The organism is Candidatus Mycobacterium methanotrophicum (genome assembly GCF_023515995.1).
GTDB classification, from domain to species: domain Bacteria; phylum Actinomycetota; class Actinomycetes; order Mycobacteriales; family Mycobacteriaceae; genus Mycobacterium; species Mycobacterium methanotrophicum.
In genome coordinates this window covers 4,236,713-4,256,148 of the sequence record NZ_CP097320.1, presented here as the reverse complement: position 1 = coordinate 4,256,148, position 19,436 = coordinate 4,236,713, and the positions used below count along the sequence as shown (strand labels likewise).

22 protein-coding genes and 2 pseudogenes are annotated in these 19,436 nt (G+C 65.4%); 9 read left to right on the top strand and 15 right to left on the bottom strand.

Annotated elements, in window-relative coordinates:
* Positions 1 to 124: 124 nt before the first annotated feature.
* The 8 genes from M5I08_RS22260 to lmeA all read right to left on the bottom strand — a co-directional run bounded on the left by M5I08_RS22260 (position 125) and on the right by lmeA (position 4,828).
* Positions 125 to 943 (bottom strand): toll/interleukin-1 receptor domain-containing protein, encoded by an 819-nt coding sequence (locus M5I08_RS22260; protein ID WP_219067930.1) that lies wholly within the window; start codon positions 941 to 943, stop codon positions 125 to 127.
* A 103-nt stretch (positions 944 to 1,046) separates the two neighbouring features.
* Entirely contained in the window at positions 1,047 to 1,718 is a 672-nt protein-coding gene (locus M5I08_RS22255; protein WP_219067931.1) for a heme-binding beta-barrel domain-containing protein, read from the bottom strand.
* 198 nt (positions 1,719 to 1,916) lie between these two features.
* Positions 1,917 to 2,219: a DUF1416 domain-containing protein gene (locus M5I08_RS22250; RefSeq protein ID WP_219067932.1), complete on the bottom strand. Its 303-nt coding sequence runs from the start codon at positions 2,217 to 2,219 to the stop codon at positions 1,917 to 1,919.
* A gap of 1 nt (position 2,220) precedes the next feature.
* Entirely contained in the window at positions 2,221 to 2,892 is a 672-nt protein-coding gene (locus M5I08_RS22245; protein WP_219067933.1) for a sulfurtransferase, read from the bottom strand.
* 30 nt (positions 2,893 to 2,922) lie between these two features.
* Positions 2,923 to 3,384, bottom strand: a complete 462-nt coding sequence (locus M5I08_RS22240) for a DUF4395 domain-containing protein (RefSeq protein ID WP_219067934.1) — start codon at positions 3,382 to 3,384, stop codon at positions 2,923 to 2,925.
* 99 nt (positions 3,385 to 3,483) lie between these two features.
* Positions 3,484 to 3,603 (bottom strand): Ms5788A family Cys-rich leader peptide, encoded by a 120-nt coding sequence (locus M5I08_RS27115; RefSeq protein WP_370328668.1) that lies wholly within the window; start codon positions 3,601 to 3,603, stop codon positions 3,484 to 3,486.
* Positions 3,603 to 4,016, bottom strand: a complete 414-nt coding sequence (locus M5I08_RS22235; RefSeq protein ID WP_219067960.1) for a TlpA family protein disulfide reductase — start codon at positions 4,014 to 4,016, stop codon at positions 3,603 to 3,605. The genes M5I08_RS27115 and M5I08_RS22235 overlap by 1 nt, the downstream gene beginning before the upstream one ends.
* Positions 4,016 to 4,828: a mannan chain length control protein LmeA gene (lmeA, locus tag M5I08_RS22230; RefSeq protein WP_219067959.1), complete on the bottom strand. Its 813-nt coding sequence runs from the start codon at positions 4,826 to 4,828 to the stop codon at positions 4,016 to 4,018. Before lmeA ends, M5I08_RS22235 begins: the two co-directional genes overlap by 1 nt.
* A 229-nt stretch (positions 4,829 to 5,057) precedes the next feature.
* On the opposite strand from lmeA, the gene M5I08_RS22225 reads away from it, so the two are divergent.
* The 6 genes from M5I08_RS22225 to pstB all read left to right on the top strand — a co-directional run bounded on the left by M5I08_RS22225 (position 5,058) and on the right by pstB (position 10,757).
* Positions 5,058 to 5,825 carry a winged helix-turn-helix transcriptional regulator gene (locus M5I08_RS22225; protein ID WP_219067935.1) on the top strand — a complete coding sequence of 256 codons (768 nt, stop codon included), beginning with the start codon at positions 5,058 to 5,060 and terminating at the stop codon, positions 5,823 to 5,825.
* Entirely contained in the window at positions 5,822 to 6,769 is a 948-nt protein-coding gene (gene mshD, locus M5I08_RS22220; RefSeq protein WP_219067936.1) for a mycothiol synthase, read from the top strand. The genes M5I08_RS22225 and mshD overlap by 4 nt, the downstream gene beginning before the upstream one ends.
* A 127-nt stretch (positions 6,770 to 6,896) precedes the next feature.
* A complete protein-coding gene (gene pstS, locus M5I08_RS22215; protein ID WP_249762963.1) occupies positions 6,897 to 8,006 on the top strand; it encodes a phosphate ABC transporter substrate-binding protein PstS in 1,110 nt (369 codons plus the stop codon).
* 49 nt (positions 8,007 to 8,055) lie between these two features.
* Positions 8,056 to 9,060 carry a phosphate ABC transporter permease subunit PstC gene (pstC, locus tag M5I08_RS22210; protein ID WP_219067937.1) on the top strand — a complete coding sequence of 335 codons (1,005 nt, stop codon included), beginning with the start codon at positions 8,056 to 8,058 and terminating at the stop codon, positions 9,058 to 9,060.
* Complete coding sequence (gene pstA, locus M5I08_RS22205; protein ID WP_219067938.1) at positions 9,057 to 9,968, top strand: phosphate ABC transporter permease PstA; 912 nt, start codon at positions 9,057 to 9,059, stop codon at positions 9,966 to 9,968. The genes pstC and pstA overlap by 4 nt, the downstream gene beginning before the upstream one ends.
* Positions 9,969 to 9,980: 12 nt before the next feature.
* The gene (pstB, locus tag M5I08_RS22200; RefSeq protein WP_219067939.1) at positions 9,981 to 10,757 is read left to right on the top strand and encodes a phosphate ABC transporter ATP-binding protein PstB; all 777 of its coding nucleotides are present in this window, start codon (positions 9,981 to 9,983) and stop codon (positions 10,755 to 10,757) included.
* On the opposite strand, the gene phoU is transcribed toward pstB, so the two are convergent.
* The 5 genes from phoU to M5I08_RS22175 all read right to left on the bottom strand — a co-directional run bounded on the left by phoU (position 10,754) and on the right by M5I08_RS22175 (position 16,643).
* Positions 10,754 to 11,422, bottom strand: a complete 669-nt coding sequence (gene phoU / locus M5I08_RS22195; protein ID WP_219067940.1) for a phosphate signaling complex protein PhoU — start codon at positions 11,420 to 11,422, stop codon at positions 10,754 to 10,756. The two genes, pstB and phoU, sit on opposite strands and share 4 nt — an antisense overlap.
* Positions 11,423 to 11,522: 100 nt before the next feature.
* Entirely contained in the window at positions 11,523 to 13,622 is a 2,100-nt protein-coding gene (locus tag M5I08_RS22190; RefSeq protein WP_219067941.1) for an LCP family protein, read from the bottom strand.
* 167 nt (positions 13,623 to 13,789) lie between these two features.
* Entirely contained in the window at positions 13,790 to 14,875 is a 1,086-nt protein-coding gene (gene dusB / locus M5I08_RS22185) for a tRNA dihydrouridine synthase DusB (protein WP_249763429.1), read from the bottom strand.
* 54 nt (positions 14,876 to 14,929) lie between these two features.
* Complete coding sequence (locus tag M5I08_RS22180; protein WP_219067943.1) at positions 14,930 to 15,946, bottom strand: acyl-ACP desaturase; 1,017 nt, start codon at positions 15,944 to 15,946, stop codon at positions 14,930 to 14,932.
* 112 nt (positions 15,947 to 16,058) lie between these two features.
* Entirely contained in the window at positions 16,059 to 16,643 is a 585-nt protein-coding gene (locus M5I08_RS22175; RefSeq protein WP_219067944.1) for a TetR/AcrR family transcriptional regulator, read from the bottom strand.
* Positions 16,644 to 16,838: 195 nt separating this feature from the next.
* On the opposite strand from M5I08_RS22175, the pseudogene M5I08_RS22170 reads away from it, so the two are divergent.
* Together M5I08_RS22170 and M5I08_RS22165 are read left to right on the top strand one after the other, a co-directional pair.
* Positions 16,839 to 17,182, top strand: a pseudogene (locus M5I08_RS22170) (oxygenase MpaB family protein); the annotation flags it as partial.
* An 89-nt stretch (positions 17,183 to 17,271) separates the two neighbouring features.
* The gene (locus M5I08_RS22165) at positions 17,272 to 17,676 is read left to right on the top strand and encodes an oxygenase MpaB family protein (protein WP_370328531.1); all 405 of its coding nucleotides are present in this window, start codon (positions 17,272 to 17,274) and stop codon (positions 17,674 to 17,676) included.
* 112 nt (positions 17,677 to 17,788) lie between these two features.
* Here M5I08_RS22165 and M5I08_RS22160 read toward each other — a convergent pair whose 3' ends face one another.
* Positions 17,789 to 18,004 (bottom strand): zinc transporter Slc39a7, encoded by a 216-nt coding sequence (locus M5I08_RS22160; RefSeq protein WP_219067945.1) that lies wholly within the window; start codon positions 18,002 to 18,004, stop codon positions 17,789 to 17,791.
* A 35-nt stretch (positions 18,005 to 18,039) separates the two neighbouring features.
* Complete coding sequence (locus M5I08_RS22155; RefSeq protein ID WP_219067946.1) at positions 18,040 to 18,429, bottom strand: ArsR/SmtB family transcription factor; 390 nt, start codon at positions 18,427 to 18,429, stop codon at positions 18,040 to 18,042.
* Between the two features lie 106 nt (positions 18,430 to 18,535).
* On the opposite strand from M5I08_RS22155, the pseudogene M5I08_RS22150 reads away from it, so the two are divergent.
* Positions 18,536 to 19,429 (top strand): annotated as a pseudogene (locus M5I08_RS22150) (SAM-dependent methyltransferase).
* The last annotated feature ends 7 nt before the right edge of the window (positions 19,430 to 19,436 follow it).

Here is a 19,436-nt window from a genome sequence, read left to right as displayed (position 1 = left end):
CGGTTTCGGTGACGGTGTGGGGCTCGGCCGTTGGGTGACGAGCACCGCTACCACCACGACCGCGACGACGACCGTTAGTCCGGCACCGGCCGCGATCAATAACCGCCTGCGGGACGCCCCACCGTCATCCGAAGCGGGCAGGCTTCGTCCAGTCGAGGGCAGCGCGGGACGGTTTGGCGCCGCCGAGATGCTCGGTGGCGGTGCCGGTTCGTGTCGGAGTCGTCGACCCGCCAGCGGCCCCGCCTGGTTGGTCGGGTTCTGTGGATGACGCTGCTGCGGTTGGGGACTTCGCGTCGACCGACGCCAGCAGGTTGTCGATTTCGCTTCGGGTGCGGTAGGTGACATCGCTTCGGTCACGCAGCGTGCGCAGCAGACGGGCGATGTCGTTTCGGGCAGTGGGATCGTCGCCGTCCTCTTCGAGCCCGGATTTGAGTTCGGTCAGCAAGTGAGTTTGTTGGCGAGGGTCAAGATCTTGCTCGGCGAGGGTGCTGCTGAGCCGCATCAGATAGGCGAACGGCACCGGCGGTTCGTCGGGCGGCGGCGAGGGCAACGGCGGCTGTTGGGCCGCTAACGCGTGGACCGCGCTGACCAGCTGGATACCGGTGTCGACGGTCGGGTTCTGGTAATCGATAACCTGCAGCGACGCAAGGGGATTGGCCCGCATGCTGTCGACCGGGCCGATCCGAACGGGAAGGATCGGTCTCTGGAGGGCTTTCGCATAGCGCAATTCGGCCTGACAGGGCTTGGACTCCGGCGAGTGATTCGACAGCGCGACGATGAAGACCTCGCACGAGCGGATCTGCTCGAGGATTTCGTTCCACCAGGCTTCGCCGCCGCCCAGGTCGTCATCGAACCAAACCTGCTGGCGGGCCCGCCGAAGCGCTGCCGTCAGGGGCTCGATGGCCGACCTGTCTTGGCTCGAATAGCTGATAAAGAGCCCCATAGCACTCTCCCCTCGGCACGGGGGCGAACAGTCAAACTGCGATGCGACGATAACGCATCTTCGCCCTGGTCGAGCAGCATTCGGCCGCAGCTGCCAGCGCGTGCTAGCCGGCGAACCGCGACAGCCGCGCCGACACGTGCGGCACCAACCCCCCGTCGGCGTCCACCCGTTCTTCGACGTAGGCCAGGTCACCGCCCTCGACGATGCCGTAGAGCCGCTTAGCGCCACCGACCAGCACGCCAGACCGGCTGCGGGCCAAGGCATCGGTGACCAATTCCCATGACGACTGGTTGAGCGGCCGCCCGTAGAACAGCTCGACGTAGCCGGCCGAGTGCGCCAGCAGCAACTCGATGGCGTCTGACTCAGTCAGGTCGTGGGGATCGTTCACGAAGCGCCAGTAGCCGGTTTCCCGCAAGTCGGGTCCTTGGTAGTCGCCGGAATCGGTAAGCCGCCAGGACCGTGCTTCCCAGTTGAGATAGTCGCCGCCGTCGTGTGAGACCACGATCTGCTGCCCGAACCGGTAGTCGCCGTTGGCTCCGCGGCCCTCGCCTTCGCCGCGCCACACGCCAACCAGCGGAAGCAAAGCCAGCAGGGCGTCATTCAGGTTTGCGCCTTCGCGCAGGTTCGCAGTGTCCGCGGGAATAGGCAGGTCGTCGAAGACCGGGATGTTGCGAGCCGCAGTCACCTTGGCGCGTTGGGCGGCTGCGGCCACGGCACGGTCCCCGGAACTAGGCGGGTGGACCGACTCGTCACCGGCGTCGGCGCTGGAGGTCATGCGCCGCTCCTCCGCATCGCTGCGCTCTGCATCGTCGACGGCGCGTCACGACTCGTCGGTGATCAGCCGGTACAGGGTGTACAGCGCGAACCAAGAGATCACCACAACGGCGGCGACCAGCATGATCTCGAAGAACAGAACCACGGCAACGAGTCTAGTTCGCCAACGATCCTGGGACTGGCGGGGGAGACCTGGTGGTCAGGCGAGCTTGACGTCGACCTCGTGGACCCCGGCGCCCGACGGGCTCACCACCGCGTCACCGTTACCGACAGCCGACAGCGCACGCAGCGTCCATGATCCCGGCGCAGCGAAGAACCGGAAGTCACCGGTGGCCGACGCGACGACCTCGGCGGTGAACTCGTCGGACGAGTCCAGCAGACGCACGAACGCCCCGCCAACCGCCTGGCCGTTACCATCGACGACGCGACCGATGATCACCGTCTCCTTCTCCAGGTCGACGCTGGCCGGCAACGTCTGTCCTTGCTTTGGTGCAGAGCACATATCAGCTTCCCAACTCGATCGGGGCGCCCACCAGGGAGCCGTATTCCGTCCAACTGCCGTCCTCGTTGGCGGCTTTGCTCCACGGCACGTTGATCGCGCCGGGGATGTGGCCCGGCCGCTGGCTTTGTTCCTGAGGCAGGTGCGCCGGTGCCATCACCTTGCCGGAGAACTCGTCCGGAGAGCGGACATCGACCAGGTTCTTGACGTTGATGGCCGCGATGACGTCATCGCGAAACGCGCGGATGCTGTTGTCGGGCGCCCTTGCGATGTATGACGTCGCCGGTCGGTTCACCGTCTCGGCCGACAGCGGCCACCCGTCGAGCTCCCGCTTCTTGCGGCCACCGTCGATGAGCTTGACGTTGTCGTGACCGTACAGCTTGAGATACCAGTACGCGTAGGCGGCGAACCAGTTGTTGTTGCCGCCGTAGAGGATCACGGTGTCGTCGTTGGCGATGCCGCGGTCACTGAGCAGTTTGGAGAACTGCTGGGCGTCGAGGAAGTCACGCCGGACCGGGTCTTGCAGATCGGTACGCCAGTCCAGTTTGACTGCGCCGGGGACGTGGCCGACGTCGTATGCGCCGGTGTCCTCGTCGACTTCGACGAAGACCGTGTTGCCGGCGTCGAGATTGCTCTGGGCCCAGTCGGCGGAGACCAGGACGTCGGCGCGTGCCATGTTGGGGGTCCTTTCGGCAGTTACGCGGGCTTAGAAGTCCGGGAGGCGGGCCTTCAGATGCACGACGAGCGGGTAGAGCTGGCAGCCCAGGCAGATCCCGAAAGCTGCGTTGAGAAAAGCCGCCATCAGTGCTGCGGCGGTGGCGATGAGGCCGACCGGCGGCGCAGCAAAAGCGAATCCGGCTGCGCCGATAACTGCGAAGACCAGGCCGACCAGTTGGGCGAACTTCAGCGGCGCCGCCGGCTCACGCTCGCGGACAGGTCCCAGCCGCGGCGCCAGCACACTGGCGAACACCATCCCGTAGGGATGACGGCGCGGGCCGGCGACGGCGCCGATAGCGAAGACGACGGCCTGCAGACTCAGAATGACCGCGGCGGCCAGCGAGCTGAGTCCCGAAACGATCAGGGCGATCACCAGCACACCGGTGGTGATCCACGCGACGAATCGGGGGCCACGGACATCGACCTGGTGGACGGTGCCGGTGCTCGACATGATGGTGCTCCTAGCTGCTCTATGCAGGGGGTATGCGGACGCGCGCCAATGATGTTGGTTCCTGGCTGCTTCGAGCGCGGCGCGAGAAAGCGCGGCTACTCAGCAACTACAACAACAGCAGCAACCCGCGACGCGGCACAGATCGACTGCGCGGCGCTTGGTGAGCAGAAGCTCAAGGCGGGAGGACACATCCGACAGCTTACCCAATGGCCACCCCATCAAGCCAACAGCGGAGCCAACGCCGACCGCAGGTCATCGGCTTTCGGCACACCCGCGGCGCGGTATCGCTGACGCCCCTGCGCATCGAAGATAAACGTCGTGGGCAGCGACAAAACTGAAAGACGTCGCGCGGCGGCCGGATTGGCGTCCATGTTGATTTCCACGTGTGCGACATCACCAAGGTCGTCACATACCTGGGTAACCACGCGCCGCACGTGGACACACGGCGAGCACCATGGCGCGCTGAAATGCACGACGGTGGGCCCGTCATCAGACAGGCCCAAGTCGCTGGTGTCCACGTGCGCGGCCGCCGAAGAATCGGTCGGCCGGACGGTGCCGGCACGCCGGGTCAGCAGCAAGCCGACGACGGCCGCCAGGGCAAGCGCTGCCACAACGGCCACGATCGCGGGGATCACGCCCGGTTGAACCCGTCGAGCGCAATGGTTAATCCGGCGGTGATGCCCTCGATGATCACATCGGAGCCACGGGCGCCCTGGCTTGTCGGCTCCACCCCGAACGGAAGTCGTTGGTCGGGCAGCGTGCCGGCGAACGCGGCCAGCACCGCGTCGCGCTTCTCGTCGGGAACCTTCTGATTGGCGGTGTCCGGGCCGGTCAGCACACCGGTAGGGGCGAACACCAGCGTGGTCTTGTCGTCGCCGGCCATCGACAGGTCCACAGACACACTGACCCGCTTGTCGAAGTGGGCCGACTTCGGGGTGCCGGTGAACACCAGACCGTGGCTACCCGAGATCCCCGATTCAGTTGTCCCGCCGGTCGCGTCGTTGGTCTCCTGCGGCGGCGCCTCCACCATCAGGTCGCGGATACCCATGTAGCGGCCAAGATGCAGCGAGTCGATGATGATCCGGCTCTCCAGCTTGCCGACCCGAAGCTTGGCACTGGGCCGGATCAGCCACGATGTGTCGATTAAGTCGATCGAATGCATGGTCGCCTCCAGCGTGGCTTTCCCGATCACCGGACGGTCGACGGCGCCGGCCTTGATTTCCACCTCGTCGTAGCGGTCGCGCATCGCCTGCGGGATTACCGGAAAGCCGAGGATCGCGACGAATGGATCGAAACCCAGGCCCGCTGCCTGCCGCACCGTGCGGGCCAGCCGATACTCGGCGTAGATGGTGGTCCCGAAGTCGACGCCTACGGCTCCCAGCAGCCCGATCACGGCGGCCAGCACCACCGCTGCCGCAGCGGCCAGCACCTTCCGCATCCGCATATTGTGGCCTACCGCGCCGTCGGCGCCGAGCTGGATGGGGTTGCCCGGCTCGCCCCCGGTCTGCATCGTCATCGCGCTGGATCTGATGGCGCGATTCCTTCTCAGACCGCCCCGGTCTGCATCGTCATCGCGCTGACTTGCAGGCTTCACGCTATCGTTAAATAGCTGGCCGATAACTTCACGCCTCGCCATGAAGTTGGGAGTTGCCTTCCCGCGACGCTGGAGGGGCTTGTTGGATCTACTACTGCTGACCGCGGAGCCGCATCCGGACGTGGTCCTGCCGTCGTTGTCGCTGCTTGCTCACCACGTGCGCACAGCGGCTCCCGACGTTTCTGCCCTGCTGGAAGTAGGTAGCGCGGACGTACTGATCGTCGACGCGCGACTTGACCTGCCGGCAGCGCGTGGACTGTGCCGGTTGCTGAGTACGACGGGCCGCTCGATTCCAGCGGTAATAGTGGTGAACGAGGGCGGCCTGGTGGCTGTTAACGTCGACTGGGGTCTGGACGAGATCTTGCTTCCCGGCACCGGGCCCGCCGAGATCGATGCCCGGCTGCGACTATTGATCGGCCGCAAGGGCAGCCTGCAGGATCAGGAAGGCGTCGGCAAGATCAGCCTTGGCGAACTGGTGATCGACGAGAGCACCTACACCGCCCGGTTGCGTGGACGCCCGTTGGACCTGACATATAAGGAGTTCGAACTGCTGAAGTACCTGGCGCAGCATGCCGGCCGGGTATTCACCCGGGCCCAGTTGCTGCACGAGGTGTGGGGATACGACTTCTTCGGTGGCACCCGTACGGTCGACGTGCACGTCCGCCGACTGCGCGCCAAACTCGGGCCGGAGTACGAGTCGCTGATCGGCACGGTACGCAACGTGGGCTACAAAGCGGTCCGGCCGAGCCGCGGGCGGCCACCGAACGCCGGGCCAGCCGCCGAGGGCGACGAACCCGATGTAGCGGGCCGCCAAGGTCCGCTGGTCGATCCGCTGCGCAGCCAGTGACGTCGCCCGAGTGGCGGGCGGGGCTGGCCGCCGACGAGCAGCAGCAAATCCGTGAACTCGCCCACGCGGCCGCCCAGGTCGACGGAGTCGCACCGGTCGGCGAGCAAGTTCTGCGGGAGTTGGCGCATCGGCGCACCGAGCACCTGCTGACGACCGGTCGCCATCCGAGCGGCGGCCGACGGGTCGTCGGTTACCTGAATCTCTCCCCGGGGACCCGGGATGGCTTCGGCATGGCGGAGCTGGTGGTGCATCCGCACGCCCGCCGCCGCGGTATCGGCGCCGAAATGATTCGCGCCGCGTTGTCGAAAAGCGCCGGGAATAACCGGTTTTGGGCGCACGGCACGCTGGACTCAGCGCGGGCGACCGCTTCCGCGTTAGATTTGGCACCGGTTCGCGAACTCGTCCAGATGCGCCGCTCGCTGCACGGCGTCACGGAGCCGTCCGCGCCCGACGATATTCGCATCCGGACCTACGCCGGTACCGCCGACGACGCCGAACTGCTGCGGGTCAACAACGCCGCATTCGCCCAGCACCCCGAACAGGCTGGCTGGACGCCAACTGATTTGGCCGAGCGACGCGCCGAAGAGTGGTTCGACCCCCACGGGCTGTTCCTGGCCTTCGACGAGCAGACGGACGCGCTGCTGGGCTTCCACTGGACCAAAGTGCATGCGGGAGAGCCTGGCCTGGGTGAGGTCTACGTCGTCGGCGTCGATCCAGCGGCGCAGGGCCGCGGCCTGGGTGGGCTGCTGACATCGGTGGGCGTCGCGTTCCTGGCGCGGCGACTGGCCGCAGCGGCCCATCCCACGGCGATGCTCTATGTCGAGTCGGACAACACCGTCGCGCTGCGCGCCTATCGGCGTCTAGGGTTTACCCAGTACAGCGTGGACACCGCTTATGCGGCAGCCACATCCAGCCCGACGAGCGGCGGCGTCGGCGCTCGCTGAGCTGTTCGCCGGCCGTTCACCCGGCAGCGGGATGCACCGGCTACGCCCGGCGCATACTTTTCGGGTTAGCCGCGGCATCCCTGCCGCGAGGGTAAGTTGCGGGCGAAATCCGCGAGAAAGCGAGATCGTGAAGCTCGACCCGGTGGGCAGAGTGCGGGTGGCCGCGGTGTCGATAGCGTTGATCGCGGGCCTGATATCGACCGGCTGCGGCAGCGACAACAACCTGTACGGCATGTCGGCGCCGACGGGGCCGGTGAACTGTGCCGGCAAGCCCGACCTGACCGCCGAGGGATCCACGGCCCAGCAAAACGCCATTGCCTTGTTCAATACGGACTGGGCGCGGTTGTGCGCCGGAAAGCAGTTGGCATACAACCCGACCGGGTCGGGCGCCGGGCGTGAGCAGTTCATCGCCGCGCACGTGGATTTCGCCGGCTCTGACTCACCGCTGAGCCGCGACCAGATCGATCCGGCCGCCGAGCGCTGCCACGGACATCCGGCCTGGCATCTGCCGATGGTCTTCTGGCCGATCGCGGTGGCCTACCATCTGGACGGTGTCAAGCAGCTGGTTGTCAACGGTGATGTGCTGGCCAAGATATTCAGCGGCCAAATCTTTAATTGGCGCGACCCGCGGATCGCCGCGCTCAACCCCGGCGTGGCGCTGCCCGACACCAAGGTCTGGCCGATCTACCGGTCGGACTCATCGGGGACCACCGACAACTTTCAGAAGTACTTGACCGCGGCCGCACCGAAGAGCTGGACCGGGGGCGTCGGCAGCGAGTTTCAAGGTGGCGTAGGTGAAGGAACACAGAAGTCCGCCGGTGTCATCCAAGCCGTGCGATCCACGTCGGGCGCCATCGGGTATGTCGAGAAAGGCTTCGCCGACGAAAGCGGCGTGCCGTACGCGCAGATCGACGCCGGCAGCGGGCCGGTGGCCCTCACCGATGACGCGGCCCGCAAGGCCATCGACAGCGTCACCTTCGCGGGGGTGGGCAACGACTTGAAGTTGAATCTGGCATCGCTGTACAGCGTCAAAGGGCCCGGTGCATACCCGCTGGTGTTCGCCACTTATGAGATCGTCTGCTCCAAGGGCTACGACCCCGCGACGACAGCCGCGATCAAGTCGCTGTTGACGGTGGCCGCCGTCAACGCCCAAAGCGGTCTTTCGGCCGCCGGGTATGTTCCGTTACCGGAGAGGTTCAAACAGCGTCTGGTCGCCGCGGTCAACGCGATCCAGTGACCGATCCGATCGCCTAGTGGCCGAAGGTCTTTTGCTCGATGGGAACACCATGACAACACCCAATCCAACCGACGCCGGTTCGGGTGAGGTCGTCGCCGCAATCCGCCCCTTGCCCGGGGCCAGCGCCAAACCCGGTGTTGCCGACCGGCTGTTTCGTGGCCTTTCGACGGGCTCCGGCGTCCTGATCATCGTGTTGACCGCCGCCATCGGGATATTTCTGCTCATACGCGCCATCCCAGCGCTGGCGCGCGACAAAGAAAATTTCCTGACCTACGGCGGCGACTGGGTCACCACCAATACAGCGGCGATGCGGTTCGGCATTGCCGAGCTGCTGCAGGTCACGGTGCTCGTGGCACTGTTCGCCCTGATCCTGGCGATGCCGGTGGCCTTGGGCATCGCGATTTTTCTCACCCAATACTCACCGCGCCGTATCGCCGGACCACTGGCCTATGTGGTCGACCTGCTGGCCGCGATCCCGTCGATCATCTACGGGGTCTGGGGGCTGTACGTGCTGGCGCCGCGGCTGCGACCGATCGCGACCTGGCTCAACGAGCACCTGGGCCGACTTTTTCTCTTCGCGGGCGGCAACGCCTCGGTGCCCGGAGGCGGCACGATCTTCACCGGCGGGATCGTGTTGGCGGTGATGATCCTGCCGATCATCACCGCGGTCACCCGCGAAGTGTTCATCAAGACGCCGCAGAGCCACATCGAGGCTGCGCTGGCGCTCGGCGCGACCCGCTGGGAGGTGGTCAGGACCACGGTGCTGCCGTTCGGACGTTCCGGCTATATCAGCGGCGCCATGTTGGGATTGGGCCGCGCCCTCGGTGAGACCGTCGCGCTGCTGATCATTCTGCGCGGCACCCAGGCGGCGTTCGGCTGGTCATTGTTCGACGGGGGCTTCACCTTCGCGACAAAGATCGCGGCCGCCGCATCGGAATTCGACAACCAGTACAAAGCCGGCGCCTACATTGCGGCCGGATTAGTGCTTTTCCTGCTCACCTTCGTGGTCGATGCGATGGCCCGTGCCGCTGTCGCCGGCAAGGACGAGCGATGACGTCGATCCTGGACCGCCCACTGAAGGCGCGGGTATTCACCACCGTCAACCGGCGCCGGCGGGCGGCCAACGGGATGGCGACCGCACTGGTGACGCTGTCGGTAGTGGTGGCGCTGATACCGCTGGTCTGGGTGCTCTATTCGGTGCTGGCCAAAGGTCTTAGTGCTGTCGGGTCCAGCGAGTGGTGGACGCATTCCCAAGCCGACATGACGGCCTTCTTACCGGGCGGTGGCGCCTACCATGCCATCGTCGGCACAGTCATGCAGGGCTTGGTATGCGCGGTCATCTCAATACCGATCGGCATCTTCGTCGCGATCTATCTGGTCGAATACGCCGGCGGTACTCCGCTGGGCAAGCTGACCACGTTCATGGTGGACATTCTCACCGGTGTCCCGTCGATCGTGGCCGCGCTGTTCATCTATGCACTGTGCATCGCCGCGCTCGGCCTTCCTCGGTCGGGTTTTGCGGTGTCGCTGGCGTTGGTGCTGCTGATGCTTCCGGTGATCGTGCGCGCGACCGAGGAGATGCTGCGGATCGTCCCGGTGGATCTGCGCGAGGCCAGCCTCGCGCTGGGCGTGGCCAAATGGAAAACGATCACCCGGATTGTGCTTCCGGCGGGGTTGTCCGGCATCATCACTGGGGTCATGTTGGCGCTGGCCAGGGTGATGGGGGAGACCGCCCCGCTGCTGATCCTGGTGGGCTATTCGCAGGCGATGAACTTCGACGTGTTCAACGGCTTCATGGGATCGCTGCCAGGCATGATGTATGACCAGACTTCGGCAGGCGCGGGCGCCAACCCCATTCCTACCGATCGGTTGTGGGGCGCTGCCCTAACGCTGATTTTGCTGATCGCCGTCATTAATGTGGGGGCCAGGGTGCTGGCGAAAATCGTTGCGCCTGAAAGCTAGGCAGGAGCTGGAGTGGCTAAGAGGCTAGACCTCACGGACGTCAACATCTATTACGGCGCCTTTCATGCGGTCGCCGACGTTTCGCTGTCGGTTCTGCCCCGCAGCGTCACGGCATTCATCGGCCCGTCGGGCTGTGGCAAGACCACAGTGCTGCGCACACTGAACCGGATGCATGAAGTCATCCCGGGTGCCCGCATGCAGGGCAGCGTTTCGCTCGACGGCGACGACATCTATGGCTCAGGGATCGACCCGGTGGGCGTGCGTCGTGCGATCGGAATGGTCTTCCAGCGGCCGAATCCGTTTCCCACCATGTCGATTCGCGACAATGTGGTAGCCGGGCTGAAGCTGCAGGGCGTGCGCAACCGAAAGCGGCTCGACGACACCGCAGAATACGCGCTGCGCGGTGCCAATCTGTGGGACGAGGTCAAGGACCGGTTGGACCGGCCAGGCGGCGGGTTATCCGGTGGCCAGCAGCAGCGGCTGTGCATCGCGCGAGCCATCGCCGTGCAACCCGACGTGCTGCTGATGGACGAGCCGTGCTCGTCTCTGGATCCGATTTCGACGATGGCGATCGAGGACCTGATCGCCGAACTGAAGCAGGACTACACCATCGTCATCGTCACCCATAACATGCAGCAGGCCGCTCGGGTCAGCGATCACACCGCGTTTTTCAACCTGGAGTCGGTCGGAAAGCCGGGCCGCTTGGTGGAGATCGACGACACCGAGAAGATCTTCTCCAACCCGACTCAGAAGGCCACCGAAGACTACATCTCCGGCCGCTTCGGCTAACTGGGCGTGGCGATGGCGTCGTCGTCGGGGAAGTGGCCGGTCGCCTGGAAGATGACTCGGCGCGCCACCTCGACGGCGTGATCGGCGAACCTCTCGTAGAACCGGCCCAGCAATGTCACGTCGACGGCTGACGCCACCCCGTGCTTCCACTCCCGGTCCATCAAGACGCTGAACAGGTGCCGGTGCAGGTCGTCCATCGCGTCGTCTTCTTCGCGGATGCGAGCGGCCTTTTCGGGGTCGCGGGATGACAGCACTTCTTGTGTGCTGTTGCCCAATTCCACTGCCACTCTGCCCATCTCGGCAAAATACCCGTTGACCTCTTCAGGCAGGGCATGCTGGGGATGACGCCTTCGCGCGATCTTGGCGACGTGCAGCGCCAGCGCCCCCATCCGGTCGATGTCGGCAACCATCTGGATTGCGCTCACAATCGACCGCAGATCGCCCGCGACGGGTGCTTGTAAAGCGAGCAAGGTGAAAGCGCTTTCCTCGGCCTGGGTGCTGAGCTGTGCGATCTTCTCGTGGTCGGACATGACCTGCTCGGCAAGCACCAGATCTGCCTGAAGCAGCGCCTGAGTTGCGCGTTCCATTGCAGCACCGGCCAGCTCGCACATCTCGCCGAGCTGCTCGGAGAGCGCCGAAAGCTGTTCATGGTAAGCGGTGCGCATGCCGACAAGCCTACGTTCTCAATCGCAGGACGGGGATGAAGTGCGGTGTGAACGCACGGTGGATGGCGGTTTGCATTCAAACCTTCGAGCACGGTTGCGACTATTCGCATGTGGTGTCGGCGGCGTTGGTCACCGACAAGTCCTCCGGAAGTTTGGTCGGCGCGCTGGCGGTGTTGCGGTCGATTTGCACGCTGACCGACGAGCCGCTGGGCGGCGGAGCGCTGACTGACGAGAAGTCCGGGCCGAGCACGACCTGCACCGTTTTCCCAATCCCGGTGACTCGCTCGACCTTTGGATGGGAAAGAGTCGCGGCGACCGTAGCCGCGGCCTGTTCGTTACCGGGGGAGAACAGCACTGTCGTGGACTTCAGTGAGCTGGGGTAGTCGTCCGGCGTCTTGACCTTGAAGCCTTGGCGCTTCAGCTGGGTGCTGGCGGTGCTGGCCAGCCCTGTTTTGCTGGTCGAGTTCGACACCTGCACGGTGACGTCCTTCGGCGACGTCGTGACGGCCTGCACCCGCTCGGGATGCGGCTGGGCCGACAAGGCGGTGGTCTCGGGCGCTTTGCCGGTCAGCGACTTTGTCGGCGGGGTCGACGTCGCGTTCAGGTCGTTTTCCCCGGGCAGCGGATCGTCGTTGATGATCGCATCGAAAAGCGCGCGCATGTCGGAAGTGCGGGGTGGCTCGTCGCCGTTCTCGTCGGTTTCGCCGGTCGGCACGGTCACGAAGGACACGTGACCGGCAGACATGCCCTGCACCGACTGGCCGAGCTGGACGAGGTCTTTGGTCTTGACGTTGTCGACGTAGCTGTCCTTGATGAACGTATTGACGACGCTGTTGAGCTTGTTCGGCGAGAAGAAGGTGTCCTGGGAGATCAGCGAGCGCAGCAGCGAGGACATGAACAGCTGCTGGCGCTTGATGCGGCCGTAGTCGCCGTTGTTTTCAGTCGTGACGTTGCGGGCGCGAACGTAATTCAGCGCGGTTTTCGAGTCGATGCGTTGGCGTCCGGCATGGGCCAGCACTGTGCCCAGTTCGTAGTCTTTCAGAGGGGCGGTGCTGCACACCTCGACGCCGCCCAGGGCGTCGACCATCTTGGCGAAACCGGCGAAGTCGATGGCAATGAAGCGATTGATACTCAGCCCGGACAGCTTCTGGATCTCCTTCACCAGACACTTCGGCCCGCCGAATGCGAAGGTGGAGTTGAGCTTCGTCTCGGTGTAGACGTATCGGGGGCCGTATTTCTTGGTGTCCCGGTCGTAGAGCGGTCCGTACTCGCCGGTGTCGGGGTTCCACGCCTCGCACTGGATCGGCGTGGTCGCCAGGTCGCGCGGAAACGACACTGCGACTACGCGTTTGCGGTTCGCTGGAATGTTGACCAGCATGATGGTGTCTGACCGCGCGCCGCCGGCATCCTCGGTGTTGCCCGCGCCCATTTCGCGGTTCGCCCCGGCGCGGGAGTCGATGCCGACGATCAAAAAGTCCTCGTCGCCGTATTGCGCATTCGGGTCGAGGATGTCCCGCGACTGCGGGTCCAATGCGCTGACCGTGTTGAGCCGGTGGTTCTTTGACGCGCTCCACTGCCAAGCCTCGCCGGTCAGCGCCAGTGCCAGCGCCGCGATCGCGGCGGCCGTCAAGCGGCCGGCCAGCAACATCGCGTGGCGTCGGCGGCCCGGCTTGCGCGTGGGATGTTCGTCAGCCGGGGGACGGTCGACGGGCTGTGTGGGTCGCGGGCGAACCGGCGATTTCGGCAGGACGGTGGCCTGCTCGGCGCTGCGGCGCTGCGGCGGCCTGACTTCTACGTCGGTGAGCGCAAAGGCATAGGCCGGGGACACGGCATAGGCATCGTCGTTCGATTCTGGCGGCTCGGGGCCGGGAGCCGCGCGGCGATGCCGCGGCCTTTGCGCGGTCGAGCCGCCGATCTTGGCGATCAGCTCGGCGACGGTGAGCTCACCATCGGTATGGCACCCCCGGGGCCCGTCGTCTTCGTCGGGCTCGGTCGGCGATGGGGCCAACGGCTGGGACCATCGACGGGCGACGGCGATGCCTTGCGAAGGCGCTGCGAATCGCTCCCACGGCGCGGCGCCTCGCGTTCCGATGGTCGCTGCGGTAAGCCCTACATCGTCACCGTCGACACCGAAAGCGCGGGGATGGCCGGAAGCGGTATCAGGAGTGGCTTTATCGGCGCCAAAGTCGCCGTCACTCATGTCGTACCGGCCTCCGAATCTGATGTTGTTCTCCGCGTGTTGTGCGCGCACATCAGCGCAGCGAAAGCTGGCCGAGCTTGTTGGGAACTCTGCCACTGGCACGCGACGCAACAAGATCCACATCGTAGCCAGACATGCGCCGAAACGCGATCTGGGATCGTCCGGGATTAGCCGCCCGAGTGCATGATGTCGGCGCCCGCCGGCACCGTGCAGTCGTCGCGGTCGACCAGCCAGCCCTCTGGCAGCGCGACCCGGGCGGGTGAGCCCTGGCGCCCGCGCGGCCCGCCAGCCGCGGTCGGGAACGGCACGCTGGCGTCAAGCTTGTTCAGCGCAGTGTCGAGCTCCTCGAGCGTCGTGACCAGCGCCAGGGCCCGCCGCAATTCCGATCCGGCGGGAAAGCCGCGCAGGTACCAGGCGATGTGCTTGCGGATATCGCGCATGCCCTTGTCTTCGCCGAAATGGGCGGCGAGCAGCTCCCCGTGCCGGCGAATGATGTTGGCGACCTCGCCGAGACTGGGCGGGGTCGGCGGCGGGCTGCCGGTGAAGGCGGCCGACAGCTCGGCGAACAGCCACGGCCGGCCCAGGCAGCCGCGGCCGATGACAACGCCGTCGCAGCCGGTCACGGCCATCATGGTCAGCGCGTCGTTGGCTTCGAAGATGTCGCCGTTGCCGAGCACCGGGATCGTGCTCACATGCTGCTTGAGCTGGGCAATCTGCCCCCAATCCGCGGCCCCGGAATAGCGCTGGGCGGCGGTGCGGGCATGTAATGCGACCGCGGCTGCGCCCTCGGACTCAGCGATCCGACCCGCGTCGAGATGGGTGTGGTGGTCGTCGTCGATGCCGATCCGGAACTTCACCGTCACCGGGATGTCAGTGCCCGCGGTGGCGGCCACGGCCGCCCCGACGATCTGGCCGAACAGCCGTCGCTTGAACGGCAGCGCCGCCCCGCCGCCACGACGGGTGACTTTGGGCACTGGGCAGCCAAAATTCATGTCGACGTGATCGGCCAGGCCTTCGTCGGCGACCATCTTCACCGCCGCATACGTGGTTGCCGGATCGACGGTGTAGAGCTGCAGCGATCGCGGCGATTCGGCGGCGGAGAACGTCGTCATGTGCATGGTGACGGGATGCCGCCCGACGAGCGCGCGCGCCGTCACCATCTCGCAGACGTAGAGCCCGCTGACCGTTCCGACGCGGTCCTGCTCAAGTTCGCGGCATAGCGTGCGGAATGCGACGTTCGTCACACCTGCCATCGGGGCCAGCACCACCGGGCTGGCCAGCGCGATGGGCCCGATACGCACGGCCGGCTACCGCCGGCTCAGCGTGAGCTTGTCCTTGGTTGTGTGCAGCTGGAGAGCCGTGATCCGAAGATCTCCCCTGCGCGCTTCCCGCTCAAGCTGACGCTGCTTGGAGATCTCGAACTTGTCGCAGGCGATCTCGAGTTCCTTGATCAGCAGAGCGAGATCGTCTCGCTCGCGGGCGGCCTGGCCGGTGAAATCGTCACGCTCGAAAATGCGCCACCGCTTCAACACCGGCATCACCACCTCGTCGAGGTGGATGCGCGGGTCGTAAACGCCGCCGACGGCGATCACCACCGCCTTGCGGCGGAACTCCGGCACGGTAAACCCAGGCATCTTGAAGTTACGCAGCACCCGGTGCAACGCATGCATCGCCTTGTTCGGCGCGATCTGCAAGCCGGCTTCGCTGACGTCGCGGTAGAAGATCATGTGCAGGTTCTCGTCTTGGGAGATTTTGGCCAGCAGTTGATCGGCGATCGGCTCATTGCACGCCTTGCCGGTGTTGCGGTGCGAGACGCGGGTGGCCAGCTCCTGGAACGTGACGTAGAGAATGGAGTCGAACACGTTCTCGGCGAACAAATCGCCCTGCTGATTCTGGCCCGGGCTAAAGCCCCGGTTCACCACCTCGATACGCAACTTCTCCAACTCGATCGGGTCGACCGCACGGGTCACCACCAGGTAGTCGCGCAGCGCGATCCCGTGCCGGTTCTCCTCGGCGGTCCAGCGGTTCACCCACTGCCCCCACGGGCCGTCCATACCAAAGCTCATCGCGATCTCGCGGTGATACGAAGGCAGGTTGTCCTCGGTCATCAGGTTCTGGACCATGGCCACCTGCGCGACGTCGGACAGCTGGGACTGCCCCGGCTCCCAGTCCTGGCCACCCAGCGCGTAGAAGTTCTTGCCGTCCGACCAGGGGATGTAGTCGTGCGGATTCCAGGCCTTGTGCACGCTCAGGTGCCGATTCATGTACTTCTCGACAACCGGCTCGAGTTCGTGCAACAGGTCCAGGTCTTGAGGGTCCGGCACAGCACCTCCCGGTTATCTGTATCTGTCGGTTTCAGTCAATATATCTGTGTATGCCGGTAGCATTCAAGCCTCCGGCCGACGACATCATTTCGCGTCGCATTTCGTCGCGTCCTTAACGCGCGGCGGCACGGCTGAGCAGCATCTCTACGCAGTAATCGATGAACTGCCCGCGGGTGGCCGCTAGCCGCCCGTCCAGGTACGCGGTGAACAGCGCGGTCAGCCCGCCGATCAAACCGGTGGCGATCATGTTTTGGCGCACCGGGTCGCCGATTTGGGTCAGCTTGTGCTGCAGCAGGTCGATGAAGCTGGGCATCCACTCCGCTCCGGAGCGGACCAGCACCGGCTCTGCCGCCGGGGCCAGCAACAGCACCCGGCCCCGCACCGGGTCGTCGACCATCAACGCGACGAATCGCTCCACGGCTTCGCGCGGCGTGGTCGCAGACATCAACGTCGACATGGCGCGTGCGCAGACGTCGCCATAGACGCCGCGCACGAATTCGTCACGGTCAGTGAAGCTTTCGTAGAAGTAGCGTTCGGTGAGCCCGGCCTGCCGGCATACCGCGCGCACCGTCACTGCTGGCCCGCTCTCCCCGCCGAGCAGCTGCACGCCGGCCGCGATGAGTTCGTCGCGCCGCAGCGCCTGGCGGTCCTCCACGGGGACGCCGGACCAGCGGCCGCGTCGTTGACCGGACGGCACGTCACTCCTAAGGTCTATAATGACAACACATGTAGCCAGGTTGGCCGGCACGGACAGTAAACCTCACCAGTGAGTCAAGATACGTGTGCGGCGCCCCGGGTCGCGGCGGGTTGCCCGGTTTCACCGCTCGGGTATGACACACCGCCGCTGGGGCCCGACTCGCTGACATGGCGGTACTTCGGTGACTGGCGCGGCATGCTGCAGGGTCCGTGGGCCGGGTCGATGCAGAACATGCACCCGCAACTGGGCGCGGCTGTCGAAGAGCACTCCACTTCTTTCGCGAACGCTGGCCGCGGCTGCTGCGCTCGCTGTACCCGATCGGCGGCGTGGTCTTCGACGGCGACCGCGCACCGACGACCGGCGCCGAGGTGCGCGACTACCACGTGGACATCAAGGGCACCGACAGTCAGGGCCGGCGCTATCACGCGTTGAACCCCGATGCCTTCTATTGGGCGCACTCGACCTTGTTTGTCGGGACGTTGCGTGTGGCGAAGCGGTTCTGCGGTGGCTTGACCGAGGCGCAGAAGCGCCAGCTGTTCGACGAGCATGTGCAGTGGTACCGGATATATGGCATGAGCGTGCGCCCAGTCCCGCAGACGGGGAGGAGTTCGGAGTCTACTGGGACCACATGTGCCGCGAGGTGTCGGAGAACGACTTCGCGGCACGCGCGGTGCTCAACTCGACCGAGTTGCCGAAACCGCCGTTCGCGCAATGGCTTCCGGACCGGCTGTGGACCCTGCAGCGCAAACTGCTTGCGCCGTTCTTCGTCTGGCTGACCGTCGGACTCTACGACCCGCCGGTGCGCGAGCTGATGGGCTACACCTGGACGCGTCGCGACGAGTGGCTACACCCCCGCTTCGGTGACGTGGTCCGGCTGGTGTTTAGCTGCTTGCCGCGCCGGGCCCGCATGTGCGCGGTGGGACCGTGCCAGCGGCCGCATCCCGGCGACGACCCGCTGATGCGCATTCCCGCACGCAACTTGCCACCGCTCGACGAGCGCGACAACCCAAAGCACTACTGCCCCAACGTCTGACGGCAGCGGGCCGTACTTCGGCGAGCAGCTATCAGGGGGCGCCGCCCCGCGGTGGAGGATCGCCTTTACGTCTGTTCGCCACCGAAATTTCAGCGGCGACGGCTGCTGCCGGTCAGCTGTGCGCGTGGTCGTGAGGCTCTTCGAGGCCGGACTGATGCACGTGGCCGTGGCTGTGCTGGGTTCCGTCGTCGCGGGCGTGCGTGTGCTCGTGCTCGACGTGCTCGTGTTCGTGCGCGGTGTGCGCGTGCTCGTGGGCCACTGCGCCGTGTTCGTGTTCGTGTTCGTGCTCGTGCGAGTGCGGCCCTTCATGGTTGTGCTGATTAGTCATCGTCGATCATCTCCTTTGCGTGAAACACGTTGTGCTCAGTTATCTTTCCGCGCCGGCTTTCGGTCGACCACCTGAAGTCCGTCGTCGACGCGGTGATGGCGCGGCATCCCCGGCCCGGCGTGCTCGGCGTTGAACACGGCGTCGACAACGAGCTGCCGCACGTGGTTATTTTCCAGGCTGTAGAAGATCGTCGTCCCCTCCCGGCGGTTCCGCACCAGCCGGGCCATCCGCAACTTGGCAAGGTGCTGGGACACCGACGGCGCCGGTTTGCCCACATGCTCAGCGAGTTCGTTGACCGACATTTCGCGGTCCGCGAGCGACCACAGCAGCTGAACGCGGGTGGCGTCAGCCAACATCCGGAAGACCTCGACCACCAGGCTGACCTGGTCGTCCGGCAGCCGGACGTCCTCGTTACCTGCATGCATACGCAGACAGTAGCGCAGTAGTCGATTATGTCAAGGTCGCCGTTCGCTGCATTAACTAGGCGATCTATATTGTTGGCGAAACGCCGAGATGGGACTCCCGATGTCCATGCGTACCGATAGCGACAGCTGGGACCTGGCGACGAGCGTCGGCGCCGCGGCGACGATGGTGGCCGCCCAACGAGCGCTGGCCTCGGCCGCCGGGCTGATCGACGACCCGTTTGCCGCGCCGTTGGTCCACGCGGTGGGCATCGACGTCTACACCCGGCTGGTGAACGGCGAGATTCCCGTCACCGGCGACACCGAGTTTGACCCGGACCGGATGGCGCGGGGAATGGCGATCCGTACCCGGTTCTACGACCAGCACTTCGTCGACGCGACGCGTAACGGTATCCGCCAGGCCGTCATCCTGGCGGCTGGCTGGATGCGCGTACCTACCGGCTGCCCTGGCCGAAAGGCACCGTCGTCTACGAGGTCGACATGCGGAACGTCATCGATTTCAAAACCTCGGCGTTGAGCAAGCTCGGTGCCGAGCCGGCGGCCGAAGCGTCGAACTGTTGCCGTTGATTTGCGCGACGATTGGCCTACCGCCCTTCAGGCCGCGGGGTTCGACCCGCAGGCTCCCGCGGCGTGGAGCGCCGAAGGGCTCTTGGTCTACCTGCCGCCCGAGGCCCAGGATGGCCTGCTCAACAGCGTCACCGCGTTGAGCGCTGTCGACAGCCAACTGTTCTGCGAATTCGTCCCCGGCACAAGAATTTTCACTGACCCGCGCTGGCGGGCACATCACGAGGGGATGAGTGAGCTCGGGTTCAATATCGACTTCAACGATCTCGTCTACCACTTCGAGCACAGCCACATCAGCGAGTATCTGACCCAGCGTGGCTGGCAGGTTTCGCATCGCACAATCGTGCAGCTACACGCCGCCAACGGCTTCGTCTACCCCGACGATGAAGTCGCGGCGGCTTTCGCCGACAATGTCTACCTCAACGCCGTACTGAGCTGACCAGTTT

Bases quoted from the DNA above. Each gene is read 5' to 3' on its own strand.
- M5I08_RS22260 (WP_219067930.1), bottom strand. From the start codon at position 943: ATGGGGCTCTTTATCAGCTATTCGAGCCAAGACAGGTCGGCCATCGAG.
- M5I08_RS22255 (WP_219067931.1), bottom strand. From the start codon at position 1,718: ATGACCTCCAGCGCCGACGCCGGTGACGAGTCGGTCCACCCGCCTAGT.
- M5I08_RS22250 (WP_219067932.1), bottom strand. From the start codon at position 2,219: ATGTGCTCTGCACCAAAGCAAGGACAGACGTTGCCGGCCAGCGTCGAC.
- M5I08_RS22245 (WP_219067933.1), bottom strand. From the start codon at position 2,892: ATGGCACGCGCCGACGTCCTGGTCTCCGCCGACTGGGCCCAGAGCAAT.
- M5I08_RS22240 (WP_219067934.1), bottom strand. From the start codon at position 3,384: ATGTCGAGCACCGGCACCGTCCACCAGGTCGATGTCCGTGGCCCCCGA.
- M5I08_RS27115 (WP_370328668.1), bottom strand. From the start codon at position 3,603: ATGGGGTGGCCATTGGGTAAGCTGTCGGATGTGTCCTCCCGCCTTGAG.
- lmeA (WP_219067959.1), bottom strand. From the start codon at position 4,828: ATGCGGATGCGGAAGGTGCTGGCCGCTGCGGCAGCGGTGGTGCTGGCC.
- pstC (WP_219067937.1), top strand. From the start codon at position 8,056: ATGACAACACCCAATCCAACCGACGCCGGTTCGGGTGAGGTCGTCGCC.
- pstA (WP_219067938.1), top strand. From the start codon at position 9,057: ATGACGTCGATCCTGGACCGCCCACTGAAGGCGCGGGTATTCACCACC.
- phoU (WP_219067940.1), bottom strand. From the start codon at position 11,422: ATGCGCACCGCTTACCATGAACAGCTTTCGGCGCTCTCCGAGCAGCTC.
- M5I08_RS22190 (WP_219067941.1), bottom strand. From the start codon at position 13,622: ATGAGTGACGGCGACTTTGGCGCCGATAAAGCCACTCCTGATACCGCT.
- dusB (WP_249763429.1), bottom strand. From the start codon at position 14,875: ATGGCAGGTGTGACGAACGTCGCATTCCGCACGCTATGCCGCGAACTT.
- M5I08_RS22165 (WP_370328531.1), top strand. From the start codon at position 17,272: ATGTGCCGCGAGGTGTCGGAGAACGACTTCGCGGCACGCGCGGTGCTC.
- M5I08_RS22160 (WP_219067945.1), bottom strand. From the start codon at position 18,004: ATGACTAATCAGCACAACCATGAAGGGCCGCACTCGCACGAGCACGAA.
- M5I08_RS22155 (WP_219067946.1), bottom strand. From the start codon at position 18,429: ATGCATGCAGGTAACGAGGACGTCCGGCTGCCGGACGACCAGGTCAGC.